This window comes from Halomonas sp. 3A7M, from assembly GCF_014897875.1.
Taxonomy (GTDB): Bacteria; Pseudomonadota; Gammaproteobacteria; order Pseudomonadales; family Halomonadaceae; genus Vreelandella.
This window is the reverse complement of sequence record NZ_JABUZD010000165.1, coordinates 47,321-69,272: the sequence shown is the minus strand read 5'-3', so window position 1 is coordinate 69,272 and position 21,952 is coordinate 47,321. Positions and strand designations below refer to the sequence as shown.

Genomic DNA, 21,952 nt, shown 5'->3' with positions numbered 1-21,952 from the left:
TCCCCTTACCTGGAACCTTTCTTCTTGGGCGCGTTGCCGGCAGGCTGCTGTTGCTTAGCCTTGGCACGTACTTCCTCAATACCACCGAGGATTTCACCCTTGAAGATCCACACTTTGACGCCGATGACGCCGTAGGTGGTGTGAGCTTCGTAAGTGGCGTAGTCGATATCCGCACGCAACGTGTGCAACGGAACGCGACCTTCGCGGTACCATTCGGTACGTGCGATTTCGGCACCACCCAGACGACCTGACAGCTGAATCTTAATGCCGCCAGCGCCAAGACGCATTGCGTTCTGTACCGCGCGCTTCATAGCACGACGGAACATTACGCGACGCTCAAGCTGACCCGCTACGTTAGCAGCGACTAGCTTGGCATCCAGCTCCGGCTTGCGAACTTCTTCGATGTTCACATGAACCGGAACACCCATCATCTCGGTTAGATCGCGACGTAAACGGTCGACATCTTCACCTTTTTTGCCAATCACGATACCCGGACGGGCAGTGTGAATGGTGATGCGGGCATTGTTAGCCGGACGCTCGATGTGAATGCGGCTTACGGAAGCGTTCTTTAAACGCTGATCCAGGAAGCTGCGCACTTCGAGATCATTATTGAGCTTATCGGCATAAGCGCCGCGCTCGGCATACCAGACAGAAGCATGGTCTTTGACGATGCCCAGTCGAATGCCTGTTGGATTGACTTTCTGACCCATCTGGTCGACTCCTACTTCTCGGCTACCTTGACGGTGATGTGGCAGGTGCGCTTCAAGATACGATCCGCACGGCCTTTGGCGCGCGGCTTGATACGCTTGAGCGTCACGCCCTCATCGACACAGATGGTCGAGACACGCAGCTCGTCGATGTCCATGCCGTTATTTTCTTCCGCATTCGCGATGGCGGACTGAAGCACTTTCTTGACCAGTTTGGCAGCCTTCTTCGGTGAGAAGGTCAGCAGGTCAATAGCTTCGGCGACCGGTTTACCGCGCACCTGGTCAGCCACCAAACGGGCCTTCTGTGCGGATAAAGCAGCGCCACTCAGCTTAGCTGTGACTTCCATCTCTTAATCCTCTCTGGCTTACCGTTTGGCTTTCTTGTCCGCAGCATGCCCGCGATATGTGCGAGTAGCAGCGAATTCGCCAAGTTTATGACCCACCATTTCCTCGGAGACGTGCACCGGGACATGCTGGCGTCCGTTATGGACCGCAATAGTCAGACCTACCATGTTGGGCAGGATCATCGAACGACGCGACCAAGTCTTGATTGGTTTGCGATCGTTCTTCTCCACTGCAGCCTCTACCTTCTTCAAAAGATGAAGGTCAATGAAGGGACCTTTCTTTAGTGAACGTGGCACAGCCGTTACCTCTTAAGTTCTTGGCAATTTCGATTAACGCGTCTTGTTACGACGACGGATAATCAGCTTGTCGGTGCGCTTGTTCTTACGCGTCTTGTGACCCTTAGTCGGCACACCCCATGGGGATACCGGGTGACGACCACCACTGGTGCGGCCTTCACCACCACCGTGCGGGTGATCCACCGGGTTCATCGCGACACCGCGAACAGTCGGACGCACGCCTCTCCAGCGCTTCGCACCGGCCTTGCCAAGTTGACGCAGGCTGTGCTCGGAGTTGCTCACTTCGCCCAGAGTTGCGCGGCACTCAGCCAACACTTTGCGCATTTCGCCAGAGCGAAGACGTAAGGTGGCGTAGTTACCTTCACGAGCAACCAGCTGAGCGCTAGTACCGGCACTGCGAGCAATCTGCGCGCCTTTACCCGGCTTCAGTTCGATACCGTGAACGGTAGAACCAAGCGGAATATTGCGCAGCGGCAAAGCATTGCCTTTTTTGATGGGCGCGTTCACACCAGATTCCAGCACGTCACCCGCGCTGACACCTTTCGGTGCAATGATGTAACGACGCTCACCATCTGCATATTTCAATAGTGCAATATGCGCACTACGGTTCGGATCGTGCTCAAGACGCTCAACGGTGGCTGGAATGCCATCTTTGGTGCGTTTGAAGTCGATCAACCGGTAGTGCTGACGGTGACCACCGCCCACGTGGCGGGTGGTGATGCGACCGTAGTTGTTACGGCCACCGGACTTGGACTGTTTTTCCAAAAGCGGTGCATAAGCACGGCCTTTGTACAGTTCCTCACCAACGATCTTAACGACGTGGCGACGACCGGCGGATGTGGGTTTGGTCTTGACGATTGCCATTATCCGTACTCCTGCCCTTATTCGGCGCCAGAGAAGTCTTCGAGCGTTTCACCCGCAGCCAGGGTCACATACGCTTTGCGGTAACCCTTACGCAGGCCAACGCCGTGAGCAGTACGCTTAGTTTTCCCCTTCACGTTCAATACTTGAACGCTGCCGACCTTCTTGCCGAATAGTGCTTCAACGGCTTTCTTGATCTCGGGTTTGGTAGCATCAGATGCCACCTTGAAAACGTACTGGTTGCGCTCGGCTGCCATCGCGGCCTTTTCGGTCACGTGCGGTCCAAGCAGAACCTTAAATACGCGCTCCTGGTTCATGCCAGCTTCTCCTCGAATTTACGCAGGGCGGAGACGGTGACCAGAACCTTATCAAAGGCTACTAGGCTCACCGGATCAGCTGCAGCGACATCCACCACGTCAACGTGGGGAAGGTTGCGTGCGGCCAGATAGAGCTTCTCGTCAATTTCTTCGGTGACGATCAACACTTTCTCAAGGTTGAGCTCTTTCAGCTTGGCAGCTACCTGCTTGGTCTTCGGCGCTTCAACGCTAAACTCTTCAACAGCGACAAGACGCTCTTGACGTACGAGTTCAGACAGGATGGAACGCATCGCCGCACGGTACATTTTGCGGTTTACTTTCTGGCTATGGTCCTGAGGACGCGCCGCGAAAGTTACGCCGCCGCTGCGCCATAGCGGAGAGCGGATAGTACCGGCACGTGCACGACCGGTACCCTTCTGACGCCACGGCTTCTTACCACCACCACGTACGTCGGAACGGTTCTTTTGAGCGCGGGTACCTTGACGGCCACCAGCCAAATAGGCGGTTACCACCTGGTGAACCAGCGCTTCGTTGAATTCTTTGCCAAAAGTGGCATCGGCTACTTCAACGGTACCCGTGCCTGCAGCAAGATTCAGATTCATTGGTAATTATCCCCTTCAGCGAGCTTTCACGGCGCTGCGAACGATAACATCGCTACCGGTCGCGCCCGGAACAGCACCTTTGATCAGCAGCAGGTTACGCTCGGCGTCGACACGGACGATCTCAAGGCTCTGCACGGTGCAACGGGCATTACCCATTTGACCGGCCATTTTCTTGCCTTTAAATACGCGACCCGGAGTCTGACACATGCCGATAGAGCCCGGCGCGCGGTGCGACAGGGAGTTACCATGCGTGTTGTCTTGGGTACGGAAATTCCAGCGCTTAACAGCACCCTGGAAGCCTTTACCCTTAGAGGTGCCGGTCACGTCAATCATTTGACCAGCTTCGAAGAGGGATACGGTGAGTTCGCCACCCACTTCCGGAGATTCTTCGCCTTCTGCAAGACGGAATTCCATCAGTGAACGACCAGCCTCAACACCCGCCTTGGCAAACTGACCAGCTTGCGCTTTGGTGAGGTGCTTAGCTTTACGAGAACCTGTGGTGACCTGAACCGCTGCGTAACCGTCAGACTCAAGAGTCTTAACGCGCGTTACACGGTTAGGATCAACTTCAATAACGGTCACGGGCACGGAAGCGCCATCTTCGGTAAAGACACGGGTCATCCCGGCCTTTTTACCGACTAAACCGATAGTCATACTCAGTCTCCTATAGTGTACGGGGCTATCACCCGCTATGGCTGCCCTTTCCAGAGCATTCCACTAGCACATTGTGTGGCGCCTCACGGCGCGGCGGCTGCTGCTCATTCTAAAAATTAATGAGCGCTGGGCCGCAAGTGTCTAGTGTAATTAGTCGAGCTTGATTTGCACGTCTACGCCAGCGGCGAGATCGAGCTTCATCAGCGCATCAACAGTTTTCTCGGTTGGCTCAACAATATCGAGCACACGCTTGTGCGTACGAATCTCATACTGATCACGCGCATCTTTGTTGACGTGCGGTGAAATCAGAATGGTGTAACGCTCGCGGTTGGTCGGCAGCGGGATCGGACCACGAACCTGAGCACCAGTACGCTTAGCGGTTTCAACGATTTCCGCTGTGGACTGATCAATCAGGCGATGGTCGAACGCTTTCAACCGAATGCGAATCTTTTGGTTCTGCATTTGCCCTAAACTCCAATGGATGTCGACGGCGCGAGCCGTCTACCCACGCATTCAAAGGATGCGCATTATAGGCACGCCAAAAGCCCATGTCAAACATTTGCTATTGGTGCGCAGAAAAGGGGGCTCGCAAGAGCCCCCTTGATCAATCAATCAAGCAAGCTTACTTGACGATTTTTGCAACAACGCCAGCACCAACGGTACGACCACCTTCGCGAATTGCGAAGCGCAGACCTTCGTCCATAGCGATTGGAGCAATCAGGGTAACAACCATCTTAACGTTGTCGCCCGGCATTACCATTTCAACACCTTCCGGCAGTTCACAAGTACCCGTTACGTCAGTGGTACGGAAGTAGAACTGGGGACGGTAGCCTTTGAAGAAAGGCGTGTGACGACCACCTTCTTCTTTGGACAATACGTAAACTTCTGCTTCGAAGGTGGTGTGCGGGTTGATGGTGCCCGGCTTAGCCAGAACCTGGCCACGCTCGACGTCATCACGCTTAGTACCACGCAGCAGAGCGCCAACGTTCTCACCTGCACGACCTTCGTCGAGCAGCTTACGGAACATTTCAACACCGGTAACGATGGTTTTAGTGGTGTCGCGGATACCCACGATTTCCACTTCTTCGCCTGCTTTAACGATACCGCGCTCTACACGACCGGTAACGACAGTACCGCGGCCAGAGATAGAGAACACGTCTTCGATCGGCATCAGGAACGGCTGGTCGATAGCACGCTCCGGCTCAGGAATGTACTGATCCAGAGCTTTAATCAGATTCGCAACAGCAGTAGTACCCATGCCGTTCTCATCTTCACCGTTCAGAGCCATCAGCGCAGAACCAGTGATGATCGGCGTGTCGTCACCCGGGAAGTCGTACTCGTCGAGGAGTTCACGAACTTCCATCTCAACCAGCTCAAGCAGCTCTTCGTCATCGACCATGTCCGCTTTGTTCAGGAACACAACGATGAACGGAACGCCAACCTGACGAGACAGCAGGATGTGCTCACGCGTCTGCGGCATCGGGCCATCAGCAGCAGAACATACCAGGATTGCGCCATCCATCTGCGCAGCACCGGTGATCATGTTCTTGACGTAGTCAGCGTGTCCTGGGCAGTCAACGTGCGCATAGTGGCGCTCTTCAGACTGATACTCAACGTGAGACGTAGCGATGGTGATACCGCGCTCGCGCTCTTCAGGAGCGTTATCGATGGTATCAAACTCACGCCAGTCGCCGCCGAAAACCTCAGCAGACACACGGGTTAGGGCCGCTGTCAGGGTCGTTTTACCGTGGTCGACGTGACCGATGGTGCCGACGTTGACGTGCGGTTTGGAACGTTCAAATTTTTCCTTAGCCACTGCTATAACCTCTTTACGTTAGCTAACGGTTAACCGTTTTGATTGATGACGGCTTCAACGACGCTGGAGGGCGCCTCCTCGTACTTCGCGAACTCCATAGAGTAGCTCGCGCGGCCCTGGGTTTGTGAGCGCAAATCGGTTGCATAACCGAACATCTCACCCAGTGGCACCGTTGCACGAATGACTTTACCAGAAGAGGAGTCATCCATACCCTGCACCAGACCGCGACGACGGCTCAGGTCGCCCATGACGTCACCCATAAACTCTTCGGGGGTCACGATTTCGACCTTCATCACCGGCTCCAGCAGCACGGCCTTGGCCTTCCTGGCACCTTCTTTCACTGCCATAGAAGAAGCAATCTTGAACGCAGTCTCGTTAGAGTCCACGTCATGGAAGGAACCATCAAACAGCGTTACTTTAACGTCGATCATCGGGTAACCCGCGATGACACCGTTTTTGAGCTGTTCGTAGGCACCCTTCTCAACCGCAGGCACGTATTCCTTGGGAACCGCACCACCTACGATTTCAGAGTTGAACTTGAAGAACAGTTCGTCTTCGCCTTCACCCTTTTCTGCTGCAGTCAGCGGCTCAATGCGCAGCCAAACGTGACCATACTGACCACGACCACCCGACTGACGCACGAACTTGCCTTCTTGCTCAATGTTGCCGCGAATTGTTTCGCGATAAGCAACCTGAGGCTTACCGATATTGGCTTCAACCTTGAACTCGCGACGCATACGGTCAACAAGGATATCGAGGTGCAGCTCACCCATACCAGAAATAATGGTCTGGCCGGTTTCTTCGTCGGTTTTCACCTGGAAGGAAGGATCTTCCTGGGCAAGTTTACCCAGTGCAACACCCATCTTTTCCTGATCAGCCTTCGACTTCGGCTCAACGGCTACCGAGATAACCGGATCCGGGAACTCCATGCGCTCGAGAACAATTTTGTTATCGATATCGCACAGGGTGTCACCCGTGGTGACGTCTTTCAGACCGATACATGCCGCGATGTCGCCAGCAAGTACTTCCTTGATCTCTTCACGCGAATTGGCATGCATCTGAACGATACGACCAACACGCTCTTTCTTCTGCTTAACGGAGTTATAAACGCCGTCACCAGATTTCAGAACGCCCGAGTAGACGCGAATAAAGGTCAAAGTACCAACGAAGGGGTCGGTAGCGATCTTAAACGCTAACGCTGCAAACGGAGCACTATCATCAGCCTCACGAGTTGCCACGGTACCATCTTTGTCGTCCAACTCACCTTCGATCGCCTTAACTTCAGTCGGCGAAGGCATGTATTCGATAACGCCGTCAAGCACTGCCTGGACACCTTTGTTCTTAAATGCAGAACCACAGGTCACCAGAACAATGTCGTTGGCTAACGTACGCGCACGAAGACCAGCCTTGATCTCTTCAATCGACAGCTCACCGCCTTCCAAGTACTTATCCATCAGCTCTTCAGAGCCTTCGGCAGCGGCTTCAACCATTTGCTCGCGATACGTCTCGGCCGTTTCCTGCAGCTCAGCCGGAATATCAACAAGCTCATAATTCATACCCAGGCTTTCCTCATCCCACAGGATAGCCTTCATCTGAATCAGGTCGATAACGCCTTTAAAGTCTTCCTCTGTGCCCCAGTTAATCTGAATCGGCACAGTATTAGCACCTAAGCGCTCCTTCAACTGGTCAACAACCATGAAGAAATCAGCGCCAGTACGGTCCATCTTATTGACGAAGACCATACGCGGAACTTCGTACTTATCAGCCTGACGCCAGACCGTTTCGGTCTGCGGCTGAACACCGGAGGAGCCGCACAGTACAACAACAGCACCATCAAGAACACGCAAAGAACGCTCGACCTCGATAGTGAAGTCAACGTGCCCCGGGGTGTCGATGATATTAATGCGGTGCTCATCAAACTGGTGACTCATACCTTTCCAGAAGGTAGTAACAGCAGCCGAGGTGATAGTAATACCACGCTCCTGCTCCTGCTCCATCCAGTCGGTAGTCGAGGCACCTTCATGCGTTTCACCCAACTTGTGGTTCAAGCCGGTATAGAAAAGCACGCGCTCAGTCGTCGTGGTTTTACCCGCGTCAACGTGAGCGACGATACCGATATTGCGATAACGATTAAGTGGAGTCTTGCGTGCCACGGTGAAGCTCCCGTTAGTTGGCGATGCTCGTTAATTCAGCAGTGTTCATTTTGTGTATTCCACTGCCGCCATCAACAAGGATAGCGACAGCGTGTTGCAGCATGGCGAAAGAACTCTTTAGCGCAGCACAACCAACAAAACCAAACACAAACTCAGAAACGCCGAGTTTAGAAACGATAGTGAGAGAAGGCCTTGTTGGCTTCTGCCATACGGTGCACATCTTCACGCTTCTTAACAGCCGAGCCTTTGCCTTCAGCGGCATCCAGCATTTCACCTGCCAGGCGCTGAACCATCGTTTTCTCACCGCGGCGACGCGCAGCGTCCACCAACCAGCGCATTGCTAGGGCTTGGCGACGCGAAGGACGAACTTCGACCGGCACCTGATAGGTCGCACCACCAACACGGCGCGACTTTACTTCAACCATCGGCTGGATAGTTTCCAGCGCCTTGTCGAAGATTTCCAGCGGCTCTTCACTACTACGCTCGGCAACCTTGTCCAACGCACCGTAAACGATGCGCTCAGCTATGGACTTCTTGCCGCTGACCATCAGGTGGTTCATGAACTTCGCCAGACGCTCACTTCCGAACTTAGGATCCGGCAGGATTTCGCGTTTAGCTACAACTCTTCTTCTAGGCATGATAAGCCCTCAATTAAGGATCCTTCAGGTAAACCCGGGACCAATTGCGCTATTCGCGCCGCCCGACCTTACTCTTATCAGACCGTCATATTCATATTAAGGTAACAACGCCAGCGTCATAAAACGCCGCAACAAGACGCCTTAGGACTTCGGACGCTTGGTACCGTACTTAGAACGACCCTGCTTACGGTTCTGTACGCCAGAGGTGTCAAGGGCGCCACGAACGGTGTGATAACGCACACCTGGCAAATCCTTTACACGACCACCGCGAATCAGAACAACAGAGTGCTCTTGCAGGTTGTGACCTTCACCACCGATGTAAGAAGACACTTCGAAACCGTTGGTAAGGCGCACACGGCAGACCTTACGAAGGGCCGAGTTCGGCTTCTTAGGGGTAGTAGTATAAACGCGCGTACAAACGCCACGTTTCTGCGGGCATGCCTGTAGCGCAGGTACGTCACTCTTAGTGACGGGGCGCTTACGCGGCTTGCGCACTAGCTGATTAATCGTTGCCATGGTGTTTAGCTGACTCCAATGGTTGCCTGGCCTTTCAACAAATACTAACAGCAGGTGCGGGCGCACCCACCCCACTGTTAAAGGCTGCGCATTCTAAAGGCTGACCCTAGGTGGCGTCAAGTCTTGCTGGCGGTTTAACCAGCAAGACTGCGCCATAAGGGCCAGCGACTCGTTGTTACTCGTTTTCCTTACCGTCGATTACAGCTCATCGTCTGAATCAAGGGCGGTTAACTGAGCACCAAGCTCCTGTTCAACTTCGGTAGCCGAGGGATTGAACAGACGCTCAACGTCTTCGCGCTTGCGACGACGCTCTGCGTGGTGAGTCAGACCGGTACCTGCCGGAATCAGACGTCCAACCACCACGTTTTCTTTCAGGCCGCGTAGATAATCGCGCTTGCCGGTTACCGCTGCCTCGGTCAATACACGTGTCGTTTCCTGGAACGACGCCGCTGAAATGAACGACTCAGTGGCCAAGCTGGCCTTAGTGATACCCAGCAGCAAGCGTTGATACTTGGCCGGGAATTTACCTTCTTTCTCGAGACGCGCATTCTGTTCTAGCACGCGGACGAGTTCAGCTTGGTCGCCAGTAATAAAGTCAGAGTCGCCTGAATCAGAGATCTCTACCTTACGCAGCATCTGGCGAACAATAACTTCGATATGCTTATCGTTGATGCCTACACCCTGGAGGCGGTAAACATCTTGCACTTCGGCGGTGATGTATTTGGCCAGTTCCGCCACGCCCAATAACCGCAGGATATCGTGGGGGTTGCTCGGACCATCCGAGATTACTTCACCCTTCTCAACGGTTTCACCCTCGAAGACAGCGATTTGACGCCATTTCGGGATCAACGCTTCAAACGGGTCGCCAGACTCTGGGGTAATCGTCAAGCGACGCTTACCCTTTGTCTCTTTACCGAAACTGACCACACCACTGATTTCAGCCAAGATTGACGACTCTTTCGGCTTGCGCGCCTCAAACAAGTCGGCAACACGCGGCAGACCACCGGTAATATCTTTGTTACCAGACGCCTCTACCGGAATACGTGCAACAACCTCACCTACACCAATGGTAGCGCCATCATCGACGGAGATAATCGAGTTGCCCGGCAGCAGGTACTGTACCGGCGTATTCGATCCAGACACCGACACGTACTCGCCAGCAGCATCTTTCAGCATCACCATCGGGCGCTTATCGCGGCCTGCCATCGGACGGGCTGCCGACTCGATAACCTCAATAGACGACAGACCAGTCATTTCGTCGACGCTACGGTGCATGGTGACACCTTCGTCAAGGTCGATAAACTGCGCCTTACCTTCTACCTCGGCAATGATCGGGTGAGTGTGCGGATCCCACTTCGCGACAATCGCACCGCCATCGACGACATCACCGTCACGAACAGACAGCTCGGCGCCGTAAGGCAGCTTGTAGTACTCACGCTCGCGGCCATGGTCATCAGCAACAGCAAGTGCACTGGAACGAGAGACAACGACCAACTTACCGTCGGCCCGCTCTACATGCTTGATGTTGTGGAGACGTACTTTACCGCCATGCTTGACCTGAACGCTGTCTACTGCCGATGAACGCGACGCCGCACCACCGATGTGGAACGTACGCATGGTCAGCTGGGTACCCGGCTCACCGATGGACTGTGCGGCGATAACACCGACAGACTCACCAATGTTGACCTGATGGCCACGCGCCAAGTCGCGACCATAACAGGAGGCACACACGCCGTGGGCAGTGTCACAAGTAATGGTAGAACGAACAATGATCTCGTCTACGCCCATGGTGTCTAGCGATGCACACCACTTTTCGTCCAGCAATGTGCCGCGCGGAATAAGCACTTCATCATTACTTGGATCAATAACATCAATCGCAACGACACGACCAAGTACACGCTGAGACAGCGGTACAATGATGTCGCCACCTTCGATGATCGGGTGCAGGGTCAAGCCGTTTTCGGTGCCACAATCGGTCTCAGTGATGACCAAGTCCTGGGCAACGTCAACCAGACGACGGGTCAGGTAACCGGAGTTAGCCGTTTTCAGAGCCGTATCCGCAAGACCTTTACGAGCACCGTGGGTCGAGATGAAGTACTGGAGTACGTTCAGACCTTCACGGAAGTTGGCGACGATCGGCGTTTCGATGATCGAGCCATCCGGCTTAGCCATCAAACCACGCATACCCGCCAACTGACGGATCTGGGCGGCAGAACCACGCGCACCGGAGTCAGCCATGATAAAGACGCTGTTGAACGAGTCTTGCTCAACTTCGTTGCCTTCACGGTCGATGACGGTCTCTTTAGAGATACCTACCATCATCGCCTTGGCAACTTTATCGTTGGCCTTCGACCAGATATCGATGACCTTGTTGTACTTCTCACCGGCGGTTACCAGGCCAGAAGAGAACTGATCTTCGATCTCTTTAACTTCCGCTTCTGCAGCGTCGACAATCTCGGTTTTCGCATCAGGAATAACGAAGTCATTAACACCGATAGAGGCGCCCGACCAGGTTGCCAAACGGAAACCGGTGTACATCAGTTGGTCAGCAAAGATAACCGTCGGCTTCAAGCCCGCACGACGGTATACCTCGTTGATCAAGCTAGAGATCGCCTTTTTCTTCATCGGCTGATCGATTAGCGAGAACGGCACACCTTCCGGCAAAATGCGGAACAGTAGCGCACGGCCAACCGTCGTGTCGTAGATGCGGCGATGGAAACTACGCTCGCCGGTCTCTTCTTCGACATCGACTTCGTCCAGACGCACTTTCACGCGAGCGTGCAGCGATACCGACTGCGTGCCGAACGCGCGCTCCACCTCATTAAGGTCAGAGAACACCATGCCTTCGCCTTTGGCGTTGATCTTTTCGCGGGTCATGTAATACAGACCCAGAACAACGTCTTGCGACGGCACGATAATCGGCTCGCCGTTGGCGGGCGACAGCACGTTATTGGTGGCCATCATCAGCGCACGCGCTTCAAGCTGGGCTTCCAGGGTCAGCGGTACGTGTACCGCCATCTGGTCACCGTCAAAGTCGGCGTTGTAGGCGGCACATACCAGCGGGTGCAGCTGGATCGCTTTACCTTCGATCAACAGCGGCTCAAACGCTTGGATACCAAGACGGTGGAGCGTCGGTGCGCGGTTAAGCAGTACCGGGTGCTCACGGATAACATCGGCAAGGATGTCCCACACCTCGGGCAATTCGCGTTCAACCATCTTCTTGGCAGCTTTGATCGTTGAGGCATAGCCCAGCGACTGCAGCTTGGAGTAGATAAACGGCTTGAACAGCTCAAGCGCCATTTTCTTGGGCAGACCACACTGGTGCAGACGCAGCGTCGGACCAACAGTGATTACCGAACGGCCGGAGTAATCGACGCGCTTACCTAGCAAGTTCTGACGGAAACGACCCTGCTTACCTTTGATCATATCGGCAAGGGATTTCAGCGGACGCTTGTTAGAACCCGTAATGGCACGACCACGACGGCCGTTATCCAACAACGCATCAACCGCTTCTTGCAGCATGCGCTTCTCGTTACGCACGATAATATCCGGCGCATTGAGGTCAAGCAGACGCTTCAGACGGTTGTTACGGTTGATAACGCGACGATAAAGGTCGTTCAGGTCTGAGGTCGCGAAGCGGCCGCCGTCCAGCGGTACCAACGGACGAAGATCCGGCGGCAACACGGGCAGCACTTCCATGACCATCCACGCCGGCGCGTTGCCGGAGTGGTAGAACGCTTCAAGTAGCTTCAAGCGCTTTGAAAGCTTCTTAATCTTAGTTTCAGAGTTAGTCTGCGGAATCTCTTCACGCAGGTGATTAATCTCTTCTTCCAGATCAATATCTTTCAGCAGTTCTTGGACAGCTTCGGCACCCATGCGGGCGTCGAAGTCATCACCGAACTCTTCTAGCGCTTCAAAGTACTGCTCATCGTTGAGTAACTGACCACGCTCCAGCGTGGTCATACCGGGATCGATGACGACAAAGCTTTCGAAGTACAGCACGCGCTCGATATCACGCAGGGTCATATCGAGGAACATGCCGATACGCGACGGCAGTGACTTCAAGAACCAAATGTGAGCCACTGGCGATGCCAGTTCGATGTGGCCCATGCGCTCACGGCGCACGGCAGCCTTGGTGACTTCAACGCCACACTTCTCACAAATGATGCCGCGGTGCTTCATGCGCTTATACTTACCGCACAAACACTCGTAGTCTTTGACTGGGCCGAAAATCTTGGCGCAGAACAGACCATCCCGTTCCGGTTTAAAGGTACGGTAGTTGATGGTCTCGGGCTTCTTCACCTCGCCAAACGACCAGGAGCGAATCATGTCCGGCGACGCCAGGGTAATCTTGATCGCGTCAAACTCTTCGGACTGAGATTGCGATTTGAGTACTTTCACCAAATCTTTCATGGGACGGCTCCTAGCTCTCTAACTCGATATCGATGCCCAGCGAGCGGATTTCCTTCACGAGTACGTTGAAGGATTCCGGCATGCCTGCCTGCATGGTGTGGTCGCCATCCACGATGTTTTTATACATCTTGGTGCGGCCTTCGACGTCGTCCGACTTGACGGTGAGCATCTCTTGCAGCGTATACGCGGCACCGTAAGCTTCCAGCGCCCACACTTCCATCTCACCAAAGCGCTGACCACCGAACTGCGCCTTACCACCCAGCGGCTGCTGAGTCACTAGCGAGTAAGAACCGGTAGAGCGCGCGTGCATCTTGTCGTCTACCAAGTGGTTCAGCTTGAGCATATACATGTAGCCAACGGTCACCGAGCGGTCAAACGCATCGCCAGTACGGCCATCGTACAGCGTCATCTGGCCAGACTCAGGAATGTCAGCAAGCTTCAGCAGGTGTTTGATCTCGTGCTCTTTAGCACCATCGAACACCGGCGTTGCCATAGGCACACCGCCTTTGAGGTTTTTCGCTAGCGCAATGATTTCTTCATCGCTTAACGAATCGATATCCTCAACACGGGTTCCCGGCGTGTTATATATCTGGCCCAGGAAGTCGCGAATTTCAGCAACTTGCTGACCACGGGCATCACGTAACATCGCGTCGATTTTGACACCCAAACCACGGGCAGCCATACCCAAGTGCGTTTCCAGGATCTGACCAACGTTCATCCGCGACGGTACACCCAGCGGGTTCAACACCACATCAACCGGCTCGCCCTTCTCATCGAACGGCATATCTTCGATGGGCATGATCGCCGAGATAACACCTTTGTTACCGTGACGGCCTGCCATCTTGTCGCCAGGCTGAATGCGACGCTTAACCGCCATGTAAACCTTGACGATTTTAAGCACACCCGGTGCGAGGTCATCGCCCTGGGTCAGCTTGCGCTTCTTATCTTCAAAGCGCTCGTCCATCTCTTTACGACGGTTTTCGAGCTGCTCATCGGCCTGGGCCAACAGTTCGTTGTAAGCCTCATCCTGCATGCGCAGCTTGAACCACTGCTGACGCGGTAGCTCGTCGAGGTAAGCCTCATCAAGCACATCGCCTTTCTTCAGGTTCGGGCCGCCATTAACAGCCTGGCCTTCCAACGTACGCTGCAGACGCTCAAAAGTAGCGTCTTCAGCAATACGATAGGTTTCCTGAAGATCTTTACGCACTTCGTCCAGCTGCATCTGTTCGATAGCAAGTGCACGAGAGTCTTTTTCAACGCCGTCACGGGTAAATACCTGGACGTCGATGACAGTACCCTTCATGCCGGTCGGCGCACGCAGCGAGGTATCTTTAACGTCAGATGCTTTCTCACCGAAGATAGCGCGTAGCAGCTTCTCTTCCGGCGTCAGCTGGGTTTCACCTTTCGGTGTTACCTTACCGACCAGAATATCGCCGGGGCCAACTTCAGCACCGATGTAAACAACACCTGCTTCGTCCAATTTACCCAGCGCGGACTCACCAACGTTGGGAATATCGGCGGTGATCTCTTCCGGCCCTAACTTGGTATCGCGAGATACACAGGTCAGTTCCTGAATATGAATCGTGGTAAAGCGGTCTTCTTGAACCACCCGCTCAGACAGCAGGATAGAGTCCTCGAAGTTGTAACCATTCCAGGGCATGAACGCGATGCGCATGTTCTGGCCTAGCGCCAAATCACCCATATCAACAGACGGGCCGTCGGCAAGGATATCGCCACGGGCCACACTGTCGCCAGGCCGCACAATGGGGCGCTGGTTCATACAGGTGTTCTGGTTTGAACGGGTGTACTTGGTCAGGTTGTAGATATCAACACCGGCTTCACCGCCGATAATCTCATCTTCATGCACCCGTACCACGACACGACGTGCGTCAACGGAGTCGATCACACCACCACGACGTGCCACGGCACAAACACCGGAGTCGCGCGCAACGAAACGCTCCATGCCAGTACCTACTAGCGGCTTGTCAGCGCGCAAGGTGGGTACCGCCTGACGCTGCATGTTCGCACCCATCAAGGCACGGTTAGCATCATCGTGCTCCAGGAACGGAATCAGTGCGGCCGCGACCGAAACAACCTGGCGCGGAGACACGTCCATCAAGGTGACCTGCTCAGGACGCATAAACGTGGTTTCACCACGATGACGCACCTGAACCAAGTCGTCACTCAGCCTGTTGGACTCATCCACAGCGGCAGACGCCTGGGCAATAACGAAATCACCCTCTTCGATCGCCGACAGGTGAACGATATCGTCCGTCACTTGACAGGAGTTGACCTTGCGGTACGGCGTTTCGAGGAAGCCGTAGCTGTTGGTGTGACTGTACGTCGCCAACGAGTTGATCAGACCGATGTTCGGGCCTTCCGGCGTTTCGATCGGACACAAGCGACCGTAGTGCGTAGCGTGTACGTCGCGCACTTCGAAACCGGCGCGCTCACGGGTCAAACCACCTGGGCCGAGTGCAGACACACGACGCTTGTGAGTAACCTCAGAAAGCGGGTTGTTCTGATCCATAAACTGGGACAGCTGGCTAGAACCGAAGAACTCTTTCACCGCTGCCGCTACCGGCTTAGCGTTGATCAGATCTTGCGGCATCAGGCCTTCGCTTTCCGCCATGGAAAGACGCTCTTTCACTGCACGCTCTACGCGAACCAAGCCAACGCGGAACTGGTTTTCAGCCATTTCGCCAACACAGCGAATACGGCGGTTACCCAGGTGATCGATATCGTCAACGTCGCCAAAGCCGTTACGGATATTGATCAGCTCGCGCAGAACATCAAGGATGTCTTTGCGATCCAGTACACCAGAGCCCGTGTCGGTATCACGACGCAGGCGGCGGTTGAACTTCATACGACCGACGCCTGACAGGTCGTAGCGATCTTCGCTGAAGAACAAGTTATTAAACAGCGTCTCAGCAGCTTCTTTGGTGGGCGGCTCACCAGGGCGCATCATGCGATAAATTTCGACCAACGCTTCAAGCGCGGAGCCGGTGGCATCCAGCTTAAGCGTATCGGAAATAAACGAACCACAGTCCAGGTCGTTGGTGTAGAGCGTTTCGATGTGGGTGATGCCACCCTGCGCCATACGCTCAAGCACTTCTGGCGTAATTTCGGTATTACACGGACAGATCAGCTCGCCAGTTTTAGTATCGATCTGATCTTTGGCCAACGTTTTACCAAACAGGTACTCCATCGGTATTTCCAGACGCTCCAGGCCGGCTTTTTCAAGCTGACGGATGTGCTTCTGGGTAATACGGCGCCCTTCTTCAACAATGACATTACCTTCGCCATCTTTAATGTCGAAAGTCGCGGTTTCACCGCGCAGGCGTGACGGTACCAGCTCTACGAAGAAGCCAGTTTTTTCAATGCTAAACTTGCTGGTCTCGAAAAACTCTTCAAGGATCTCTTCAGTGCTCATTCCCAGGGCACGCATCAACACCGACGCTGGTAGTTTCCGGCGACGGTCAATACGTACAAAGACGTTGTCTTTAGGATCGAACTCGAAGTCCAGCCAGGAACCACGATAAGGAATCACTCGGGCAGAATAGAGCAGTTTACCAGAGGAGTGACTCTTGCCTTTATCGTGATCGAAGAACACACCGGGCGAACGGTGGAGCTGAGAAACGATAACCCGCTCAGTACCATTGATGACAAAGGTACCATTCTCGGTCATCAGGGGGATTTCCCCCATGTAGACTTCCTGCTCTTTAATATCCTTGATTGCCTTGTTCGAGGAGTCGCGATCATAGATGATCAAGCGAACCTTGACACGCAGCGGGGCGGAATAGGTCACGCCACGCAGCTGACACTCCTTTACATCGAACGCCGGCGTGCCGAAACGGTAGCTGACATACTCCAGCGCCGCATTCCCAGAGAAGCTTTCAATCGGAAACACGGACTTAAACGCCGCGTGCAGACCAATCTCGTGGCGCTCGTCGGGCGAACGATCCTGCTGGAGAAAGTCGTAGTAGGAATCAAGCTGGATGGCCAGCAAGTAAGGCACATCCATCACTTGGGGCAGTTTGCCGAAATCCTTGCGGATGCGTTTTTTCTCAGTATATGAGTAAGCCATCTGTATTCCCCAGCTTGTTCACCATGGGTGACCGATGCGTGGTCATCTGCCCCGCGGGCGTTTCAGACGCAGACAGCAAGCTCCTAAATCGGTAGCTCGCCGTCAAAAATCTTGATAGATAACAGTGTTACAGTAGTGCTGCTAGCGCTTCGTTATCACTCGCGCTTCACAACTTACGCTTCACAACTTACGCTTCACAACAACGGTCTTACTGTTTTGCTGCTTCTTACCGCAGCCTTCCTGCTGTAATGCTGCCGAGCAACATGATACAACAGAAAAAGGCCGGCAGCGGGATAAGCCCGCCGCCAGCCGTGGAAGCTTACGCAGCGCGTAAAGCCGTCAGCACAAGAATTACTTGAGCTCGACGCTTGCGCCCGCTTCTTCCAGCTTGGTTTTAGCTGCTTCAGCGTCTTCTTTAGACATTGCTTCTTTGATGGTAGCCGGCGCGCCATCAACTGCACCTTTGGCTTCTTTCAGGCCAAGACCAGTGATTTCACGAACTGCTTTGATGACGTTAACTTTCTTGTCACCAGCAGAGGTCAGTACCAGATCAAATTCAGTCTGTTCTTCAGCAGCTGCTTCGCCGCCGCCAGCCGGACCAGCCATTACGGCTGCTGCAGCAGAAACGCCGAATTTCTCTTCCATTGCTTCGATCAGCTCGACAACTTCCATTACGGACATGTCGGCTACAGCATTGATGATATCGTCTTTGGTCAGTGCCATTGTCTCATTCCTAACTTTGCGGGAGCCTCGGTCTACCGAGTGCTCAGGATTCATTGCATGGTTCAAGCAGCGCCCTGCTTATGCAGCGCAGACTGCTTGCAAAAAGGCCTGCTTATGCAGCTTCTTCTTGCTTCTGGTCGCGCAGAGCGGCCAGAGTACGAACCAGCTTGCCAGCGGAGGCTTCTTTCATTACCGACATCAACTTGGCAATTGCTTCGTCGTAAGTCGGTAGGGTTGCCAGACGATCGATGTCAGCAGCCGGAATCAGCTCACCTTCGTAGGCCAGCGCCTTCACTTCGAAGTTCTGATCTTGCTTCGCGAACTCTTTGAACAAACGAGCGGCAGCGCCCGGGTGCTCAGTAGAGAAAGCCAGCAGAGTAGGACCAACAAAGCTCTCGTTCAGGCACTCCCACTGAGTACCTTCGAGGGCGCGGCGTGCCAGAGTGTTGCGAACAACACGCAGCTGGACGCCATTCTCACGCGCTTGCTTACGCAGGTCGGTCATTTTACCGACTGTAACGCCGCGAGAATCGGCAACTACGACGGAGAGTGCGCCCTTGGCCGCTTCACTGACCTCGGCAACAATCGCTTTCTTGCCTTCAAGTGCTAGTGGCACAGTGATCACTCCTTCGTGCCGGAACCCACAACAGGCTCCGGTGGTTACCATCTCTTCCAGACGATAAATAAATAACGCTGGAAGCCTTGGGGGATGGTGCTCACCAGAAAGCGGTTTGGCTAAAAACCTCAACCAACTGGCGGCCACACCATCTGCGCAGGCGCTTTAAGGGCGATTAAGCCGCACCTCTAAAAGATGCGGCACCTGCGGTCTTTGACGATGCCCTGCCTGGCTTACGCATTAACAGGGGACCGCAAAGTTCTTGCTCGGTTCTTACAAAAATCTTACGACTACCTGCTTATACCAACGCAGAGTGGTCGATAGTCAAGCCTGGGCCCATGGTAGTGGACAGGGTGACTTTCTTAAAGTAGATACCTTTAGAAGAGCTCGGCTTGAGCCTCTTAAGGTCAGCAACCAGCGCTTCCAGGTTACCCAGAACAGCGGATGCTTCAAAATCAGCTTTACCCAACGTTGTGTGGATAATGCCATTTTTGTCGGTACGGAAACGCACCTGGCCTGCCTTAGCATTTTTAACCGCAGTGGCAACGTCAGGTGTAACGGTACCAACTTTCGGGTTAGGCATCAGGCCGCGCGGACCAAGAATCTGACCCAGCTGACCGACAACACGCATAGCATCGGGAGAGGCAATCACGACGTCAAAATCCATCACGCCTTTTTTGACTTGCTCAGCCAAATCTTCCATACCTACGATGTCAGCGCCTGCTTCTTTAGCAGCATCGGCGTTAGCACCCTGGGTGAAGACCGCTACGCGTACGTCTTTGCCAGTACCGTTAGGCATGACAGTAGCGCCACGTACAACTTGGTCAGATTTACGCGGATCAACACCAAGATTGATCGCCACATCCAAGGACTCTTTGAATTTAACGGTGGACAGCTCAGCGAGCAGCGCAACCGCTTCTTCAAGAGAGTAAGCTTTGTTCGGGTCTACTTTCTCGCGAATAACTTTCGCGCGCTTAGTTAGTTTAGCCATGATCAGAGACCCTCCACGTTTAGGCCCATGCTACGAGCGCTGCCAGCGATGGTGCGCACCGCGGCATCGAGATCAGAAGCCGTCATATCGGGCTCTTTGGTCTTAGCGATCTCTTCGAGCTGTTCACGCGTAACGGTACCAACTTTCTTCTTGTTCGGCTCACCAGAACCAGACTTGATGCCCGCTGCTTTTTTCAGCAGTACGGCAGCAGGCGGCGTCTTGGTGACGAACGTGAAGCTACGGTCAGAGTAAACGGTGATCACGACAGGCGTCGGCAGACCTGGCTCAATTTCTTGAGTAGCCGCGTTGAACGCCTTACAGAATTCCATGATGTTCACGCCGTGCTGACCCAGCGCGGGGCCGACGGGCGGACTAGGATTGGCTTTACCTGCAGCAACCTGCAGCTTGATATAAGCCTGTACTTTCTTGGCCATGCTAAATACTCCAGTTGGGTGATAGCGCCTTACGGCTCCCCGGTACACATAAAGCAGCGCTTAGCTGCTTCACATAATGCAAGGATGGCGTGCAATGCACACCATCCCGCTACTTAATTAAACTCACTCTTTCTCTACCTGAGAGAACTCAAGTTCCACAGGCGTTGCCCGCCCGAAGATCAGCACGCTGACCTGCAAACGGCTCTTGTCATAGTTCACTTCTTCAACGACGCCGTTAAAGTCAGCAAACGGACCATCAATAACGCGAACCGACTGACCCGGCTCAAACATGGTTTTGGGCCGCGGCTTATCAGTACCGTCTTTCACGCGACGCAAAATAGCATCGGCTTCACGCGAAGTAATAGGTGCAGGCTTCTCTTTCGTGCCACCAATAAACCCCATTACACGCGGAGTTTCATTGACGAGATGCCAGGTTTCATCGGCCATTTCCATCTCGACCAGCACGTAGCCTGGATAGAATTTGCGCTCACTCTTACGGCGCTTTCCGTCACGCACTTCAACGACTTCTTCCGTCGGCACGAGAATTTCGCCAAAGCGATCTTCCATGCCATACATTTTCACGCGCTCGATAAGCGAACGCATGACATGCTTTTCAAAGCCGGAATAAGCGTGGACGACATACCAACGTTTGGACATGAAAGCTCCTAACCAATGACGCCGGACATCGCCCAGCCAAGAAGAGTATCAATCAACCACAGCATCAAACCCACCACCACAACAGCCGCCAGCACAATGGCTGTGGTCTGAATGGTTTCGGGGCGAGTCGGCCATACAACGCGCTGTATCTCTTTCTTGGCGCTGACGGCAAGCTCTACTAAATCGCGACCTTTAGCAGTGGTCAGCGCGATCAAACCCGCAATCACACACAACACCACCACACCTAATACGCGGTAGAGCAGGCCAATATCAGCGAAATAGGTATTACCAACAACTGCAACAACAAGCAGCGCCACAACCGCCGCCCACTTGAGCCCGTCATGGCGCGACTGTTGCACCTCTTCGCCATGTTTTACGGAACTAGGCTTCATAAAAACGAGACTCCCAAGGGTGCAGCGAGCGACAAAGGAATTCTAGAAAAAGACATACCAACCTGGGGAAGGCTGGCAGGCCAGGAGGGAATCGAACCCCCAACCTGCGGTTTTGGAGACCGCTGCTCTGCCAATTGAGCTACTGGCCTGTATCGTCATGTGCGCAAACAAATGCCTACGCAACAGCGGGCGCCATAATAGCGGATAACTTTCCGCCTGACAACCCTCAACACTTATCAAACTGACAAGTGAAAACAAAAAAAGCGAGCTTGGCTCGCTTTTATGCAATATGGAGCTCATGGACGGAATTGAACCGTCGACCTCACCCTTACCAAGGGTGTGCTCTACCCCTGAGCTACATGAGCTAAATACATCAAACTGGAGCGGGCGGCGGGAATCGAACCCGCACCATCAGCTTGGAAGGCTGAGGTTCTACCATTGAACTACGCCCGCCGAACTTGCCTATGGAATGACAACCCGTTGCACGAGATACAGTAGCTAAGCCCGCTTACCGGCCTTTCATTCCCAAGCAACGACTCAGTCACTGCTCGATAAAACTGGTGGAGAGGGAAGGATTCGAACCTTCGAAGCTTTCGCGGCAGATTTACAGTCTGCTCCCTTTGGCCACTCGGGAACCTCTCCAGCTGTGGCGGCACATTATGCCAGCCTCCAAAGCCATGTCAAGCTTACAAACTCTTTATTTATCAAAGCTTGTGAACTTACCAACACTTGCG

General features: G+C 53.9%; 20 protein-coding genes and 4 tRNA genes. All 24 read right to left on the bottom strand.

What is annotated here, in order from left to right; genetic code table 11:
* Positions 1-5 precede the first annotated feature (5 nt).
* Complete coding sequence (gene rpsC / locus INT19_RS15925) at positions 6-710, bottom strand: 30S ribosomal protein S3 (RefSeq protein WP_038480389.1); 705 nt, start codon at positions 708-710, stop codon at positions 6-8.
* A gap of 11 nt (positions 711-721) precedes the next feature.
* Positions 722-1,054 carry a 50S ribosomal protein L22 gene (gene rplV, locus INT19_RS15920; RefSeq protein WP_038480386.1) on the bottom strand — a complete coding sequence of 111 codons (333 nt, stop codon included), beginning with the start codon at positions 1,052-1,054 and terminating at the stop codon, positions 722-724.
* An 18-nt stretch (positions 1,055-1,072) separates the two neighbouring features.
* Positions 1,073-1,348, bottom strand: a complete 276-nt coding sequence (gene rpsS / locus INT19_RS15915) for a 30S ribosomal protein S19 (RefSeq protein ID WP_009098993.1) — start codon at positions 1,346-1,348, stop codon at positions 1,073-1,075.
* Between the two features lie 33 nt (positions 1,349-1,381).
* Positions 1,382-2,212, bottom strand: a complete 831-nt coding sequence (gene rplB / locus INT19_RS15910; protein ID WP_009723901.1) for a 50S ribosomal protein L2 — start codon at positions 2,210-2,212, stop codon at positions 1,382-1,384.
* A gap of 17 nt (positions 2,213-2,229) precedes the next feature.
* Positions 2,230-2,526 (bottom strand): 50S ribosomal protein L23, encoded by a 297-nt coding sequence (gene rplW / locus INT19_RS15905; protein ID WP_009723902.1) that lies wholly within the window; start codon positions 2,524-2,526, stop codon positions 2,230-2,232.
* On the bottom strand, positions 2,523-3,128 hold the full coding sequence (gene rplD, locus INT19_RS15900) for a 50S ribosomal protein L4 (protein WP_038480381.1): 606 nt from the start codon (positions 3,126-3,128) through the stop codon (positions 2,523-2,525). The genes rplW and rplD overlap by 4 nt, the downstream gene beginning before the upstream one ends.
* Positions 3,129-3,143: 15 nt before the next feature.
* Positions 3,144-3,782: a 50S ribosomal protein L3 gene (gene rplC / locus INT19_RS15895; protein ID WP_009723904.1), complete on the bottom strand. Its 639-nt coding sequence runs from the start codon at positions 3,780-3,782 to the stop codon at positions 3,144-3,146.
* A gap of 150 nt (positions 3,783-3,932) precedes the next feature.
* Positions 3,933-4,244 carry a 30S ribosomal protein S10 gene (gene rpsJ / locus INT19_RS15890; RefSeq protein WP_009098983.1) on the bottom strand — a complete coding sequence of 104 codons (312 nt, stop codon included), beginning with the start codon at positions 4,242-4,244 and terminating at the stop codon, positions 3,933-3,935.
* Positions 4,245-4,404: 160 nt separating this feature from the next.
* A complete protein-coding gene (gene tuf / locus INT19_RS15885; protein ID WP_089040010.1) occupies positions 4,405-5,598 on the bottom strand; it encodes an elongation factor Tu in 1,194 nt (397 codons plus the stop codon).
* A 29-nt stretch (positions 5,599-5,627) separates the two neighbouring features.
* Positions 5,628-7,751: an elongation factor G gene (fusA, locus tag INT19_RS15880; RefSeq protein ID WP_089040011.1), complete on the bottom strand. Its 2,124-nt coding sequence runs from the start codon at positions 7,749-7,751 to the stop codon at positions 5,628-5,630.
* Between the two features lie 167 nt (positions 7,752-7,918).
* Positions 7,919-8,389 (bottom strand): 30S ribosomal protein S7, encoded by a 471-nt coding sequence (rpsG, locus tag INT19_RS15875; RefSeq protein WP_018917738.1) that lies wholly within the window; start codon positions 8,387-8,389, stop codon positions 7,919-7,921.
* Positions 8,390-8,530: 141 nt separating this feature from the next.
* Positions 8,531-8,905, bottom strand: coding sequence for a 30S ribosomal protein S12 (gene rpsL / locus INT19_RS15870; protein ID WP_009098973.1), 375 nt, complete (start codon positions 8,903-8,905; stop codon positions 8,531-8,533).
* 198 nt (positions 8,906-9,103) lie between these two features.
* Positions 9,104-13,318: a DNA-directed RNA polymerase subunit beta' gene (gene rpoC / locus INT19_RS15865; protein ID WP_095604371.1), complete on the bottom strand. Its 4,215-nt coding sequence runs from the start codon at positions 13,316-13,318 to the stop codon at positions 9,104-9,106.
* Between the two features lie 10 nt (positions 13,319-13,328).
* Entirely contained in the window at positions 13,329-17,405 is a 4,077-nt protein-coding gene (rpoB, locus tag INT19_RS15860) for a DNA-directed RNA polymerase subunit beta (RefSeq protein WP_089040013.1), read from the bottom strand.
* A gap of 351 nt (positions 17,406-17,756) precedes the next feature.
* Positions 17,757-18,128 carry a 50S ribosomal protein L7/L12 gene (rplL, locus tag INT19_RS15855; RefSeq protein WP_038480362.1) on the bottom strand — a complete coding sequence of 124 codons (372 nt, stop codon included), beginning with the start codon at positions 18,126-18,128 and terminating at the stop codon, positions 17,757-17,759.
* Between the two features lie 112 nt (positions 18,129-18,240).
* Positions 18,241-18,744 (bottom strand): 50S ribosomal protein L10, encoded by a 504-nt coding sequence (gene rplJ, locus INT19_RS15850; RefSeq protein WP_009723910.1) that lies wholly within the window; start codon positions 18,742-18,744, stop codon positions 18,241-18,243.
* Positions 18,745-19,042: 298 nt separating this feature from the next.
* Complete coding sequence (gene rplA / locus INT19_RS15845) at positions 19,043-19,735, bottom strand: 50S ribosomal protein L1 (RefSeq protein WP_030074217.1); 693 nt, start codon at positions 19,733-19,735, stop codon at positions 19,043-19,045.
* 2 nt (positions 19,736-19,737) lie between these two features.
* Positions 19,738-20,169, bottom strand: coding sequence for a 50S ribosomal protein L11 (rplK, locus tag INT19_RS15840; RefSeq protein WP_009098963.1), 432 nt, complete (start codon positions 20,167-20,169; stop codon positions 19,738-19,740).
* 123 nt (positions 20,170-20,292) lie between these two features.
* Positions 20,293-20,826: a transcription termination/antitermination protein NusG gene (gene nusG, locus INT19_RS15835; RefSeq protein WP_089040014.1), complete on the bottom strand. Its 534-nt coding sequence runs from the start codon at positions 20,824-20,826 to the stop codon at positions 20,293-20,295.
* Between the two features lie 8 nt (positions 20,827-20,834).
* Positions 20,835-21,218, bottom strand: coding sequence for a preprotein translocase subunit SecE (gene secE, locus INT19_RS15830; RefSeq protein WP_125744928.1), 384 nt, complete (start codon positions 21,216-21,218; stop codon positions 20,835-20,837).
* Between the two features lie 73 nt (positions 21,219-21,291).
* Positions 21,292-21,367 (bottom strand) — tRNA-Trp (locus INT19_RS15825).
* A 141-nt stretch (positions 21,368-21,508) separates the two neighbouring features.
* Positions 21,509-21,583 (bottom strand) — tRNA-Thr (locus INT19_RS15820).
* Between the two features lie 14 nt (positions 21,584-21,597).
* Positions 21,598-21,671: transfer RNA gene (locus tag INT19_RS15815), tRNA-Gly, on the bottom strand.
* 105 nt (positions 21,672-21,776) lie between these two features.
* Positions 21,777-21,860 (bottom strand) — tRNA-Tyr (locus INT19_RS15810).
* Positions 21,861-21,952 lie beyond the last annotated feature (92 nt).

Coding starts and splice junctions, on each gene's coding strand:
- rpsC (WP_038480389.1), bottom strand. CDS start 710: ATGGGTCAGAAAGTCAATCCAACAGGCATTCGACTGGGCATCGTCAAA.
- rplV (WP_038480386.1), bottom strand. CDS start 1,054: ATGGAAGTCACAGCTAAGCTGAGTGGCGCTGCTTTATCCGCACAGAAG.
- rplB (WP_009723901.1), bottom strand. CDS start 2,212: ATGGCAATCGTCAAGACCAAACCCACATCCGCCGGTCGTCGCCACGTC.
- rplW (WP_009723902.1), bottom strand. CDS start 2,526: ATGAACCAGGAGCGCGTATTTAAGGTTCTGCTTGGACCGCACGTGACC.
- rplD (WP_038480381.1), bottom strand. CDS start 3,128: ATGAATCTGAATCTTGCTGCAGGCACGGGTACCGTTGAAGTAGCCGAT.
- rplC (WP_009723904.1), bottom strand. CDS start 3,782: ATGACTATCGGTTTAGTCGGTAAAAAGGCCGGGATGACCCGTGTCTTT.
- rpsJ (WP_009098983.1), bottom strand. CDS start 4,244: ATGCAGAACCAAAAGATTCGCATTCGGTTGAAAGCGTTCGACCATCGC.
- rpsG (WP_018917738.1), bottom strand. CDS start 8,389: ATGCCTAGAAGAAGAGTTGTAGCTAAACGCGAAATCCTGCCGGATCCT.
- rpsL (WP_009098973.1), bottom strand. CDS start 8,905: ATGGCAACGATTAATCAGCTAGTGCGCAAGCCGCGTAAGCGCCCCGTC.
- rpoC (WP_095604371.1), bottom strand. CDS start 13,318: ATGAAAGATTTGGTGAAAGTACTCAAATCGCAATCTCAGTCCGAAGAG.
- rpoB (WP_089040013.1), bottom strand. CDS start 17,405: ATGGCTTACTCATATACTGAGAAAAAACGCATCCGCAAGGATTTCGGC.
- rplL (WP_038480362.1), bottom strand. CDS start 18,128: ATGGCACTGACCAAAGACGATATCATCAATGCTGTAGCCGACATGTCC.
- rplA (WP_030074217.1), bottom strand. CDS start 19,735: ATGGCTAAACTAACTAAGCGCGCGAAAGTTATTCGCGAGAAAGTAGAC.
- rplK (WP_009098963.1), bottom strand. CDS start 20,169: ATGGCCAAGAAAGTACAGGCTTATATCAAGCTGCAGGTTGCTGCAGGT.
- nusG (WP_089040014.1), bottom strand. CDS start 20,826: ATGTCCAAACGTTGGTATGTCGTCCACGCTTATTCCGGCTTTGAAAAG.
- secE (WP_125744928.1), bottom strand. CDS start 21,218: ATGAAGCCTAGTTCCGTAAAACATGGCGAAGAGGTGCAACAGTCGCGC.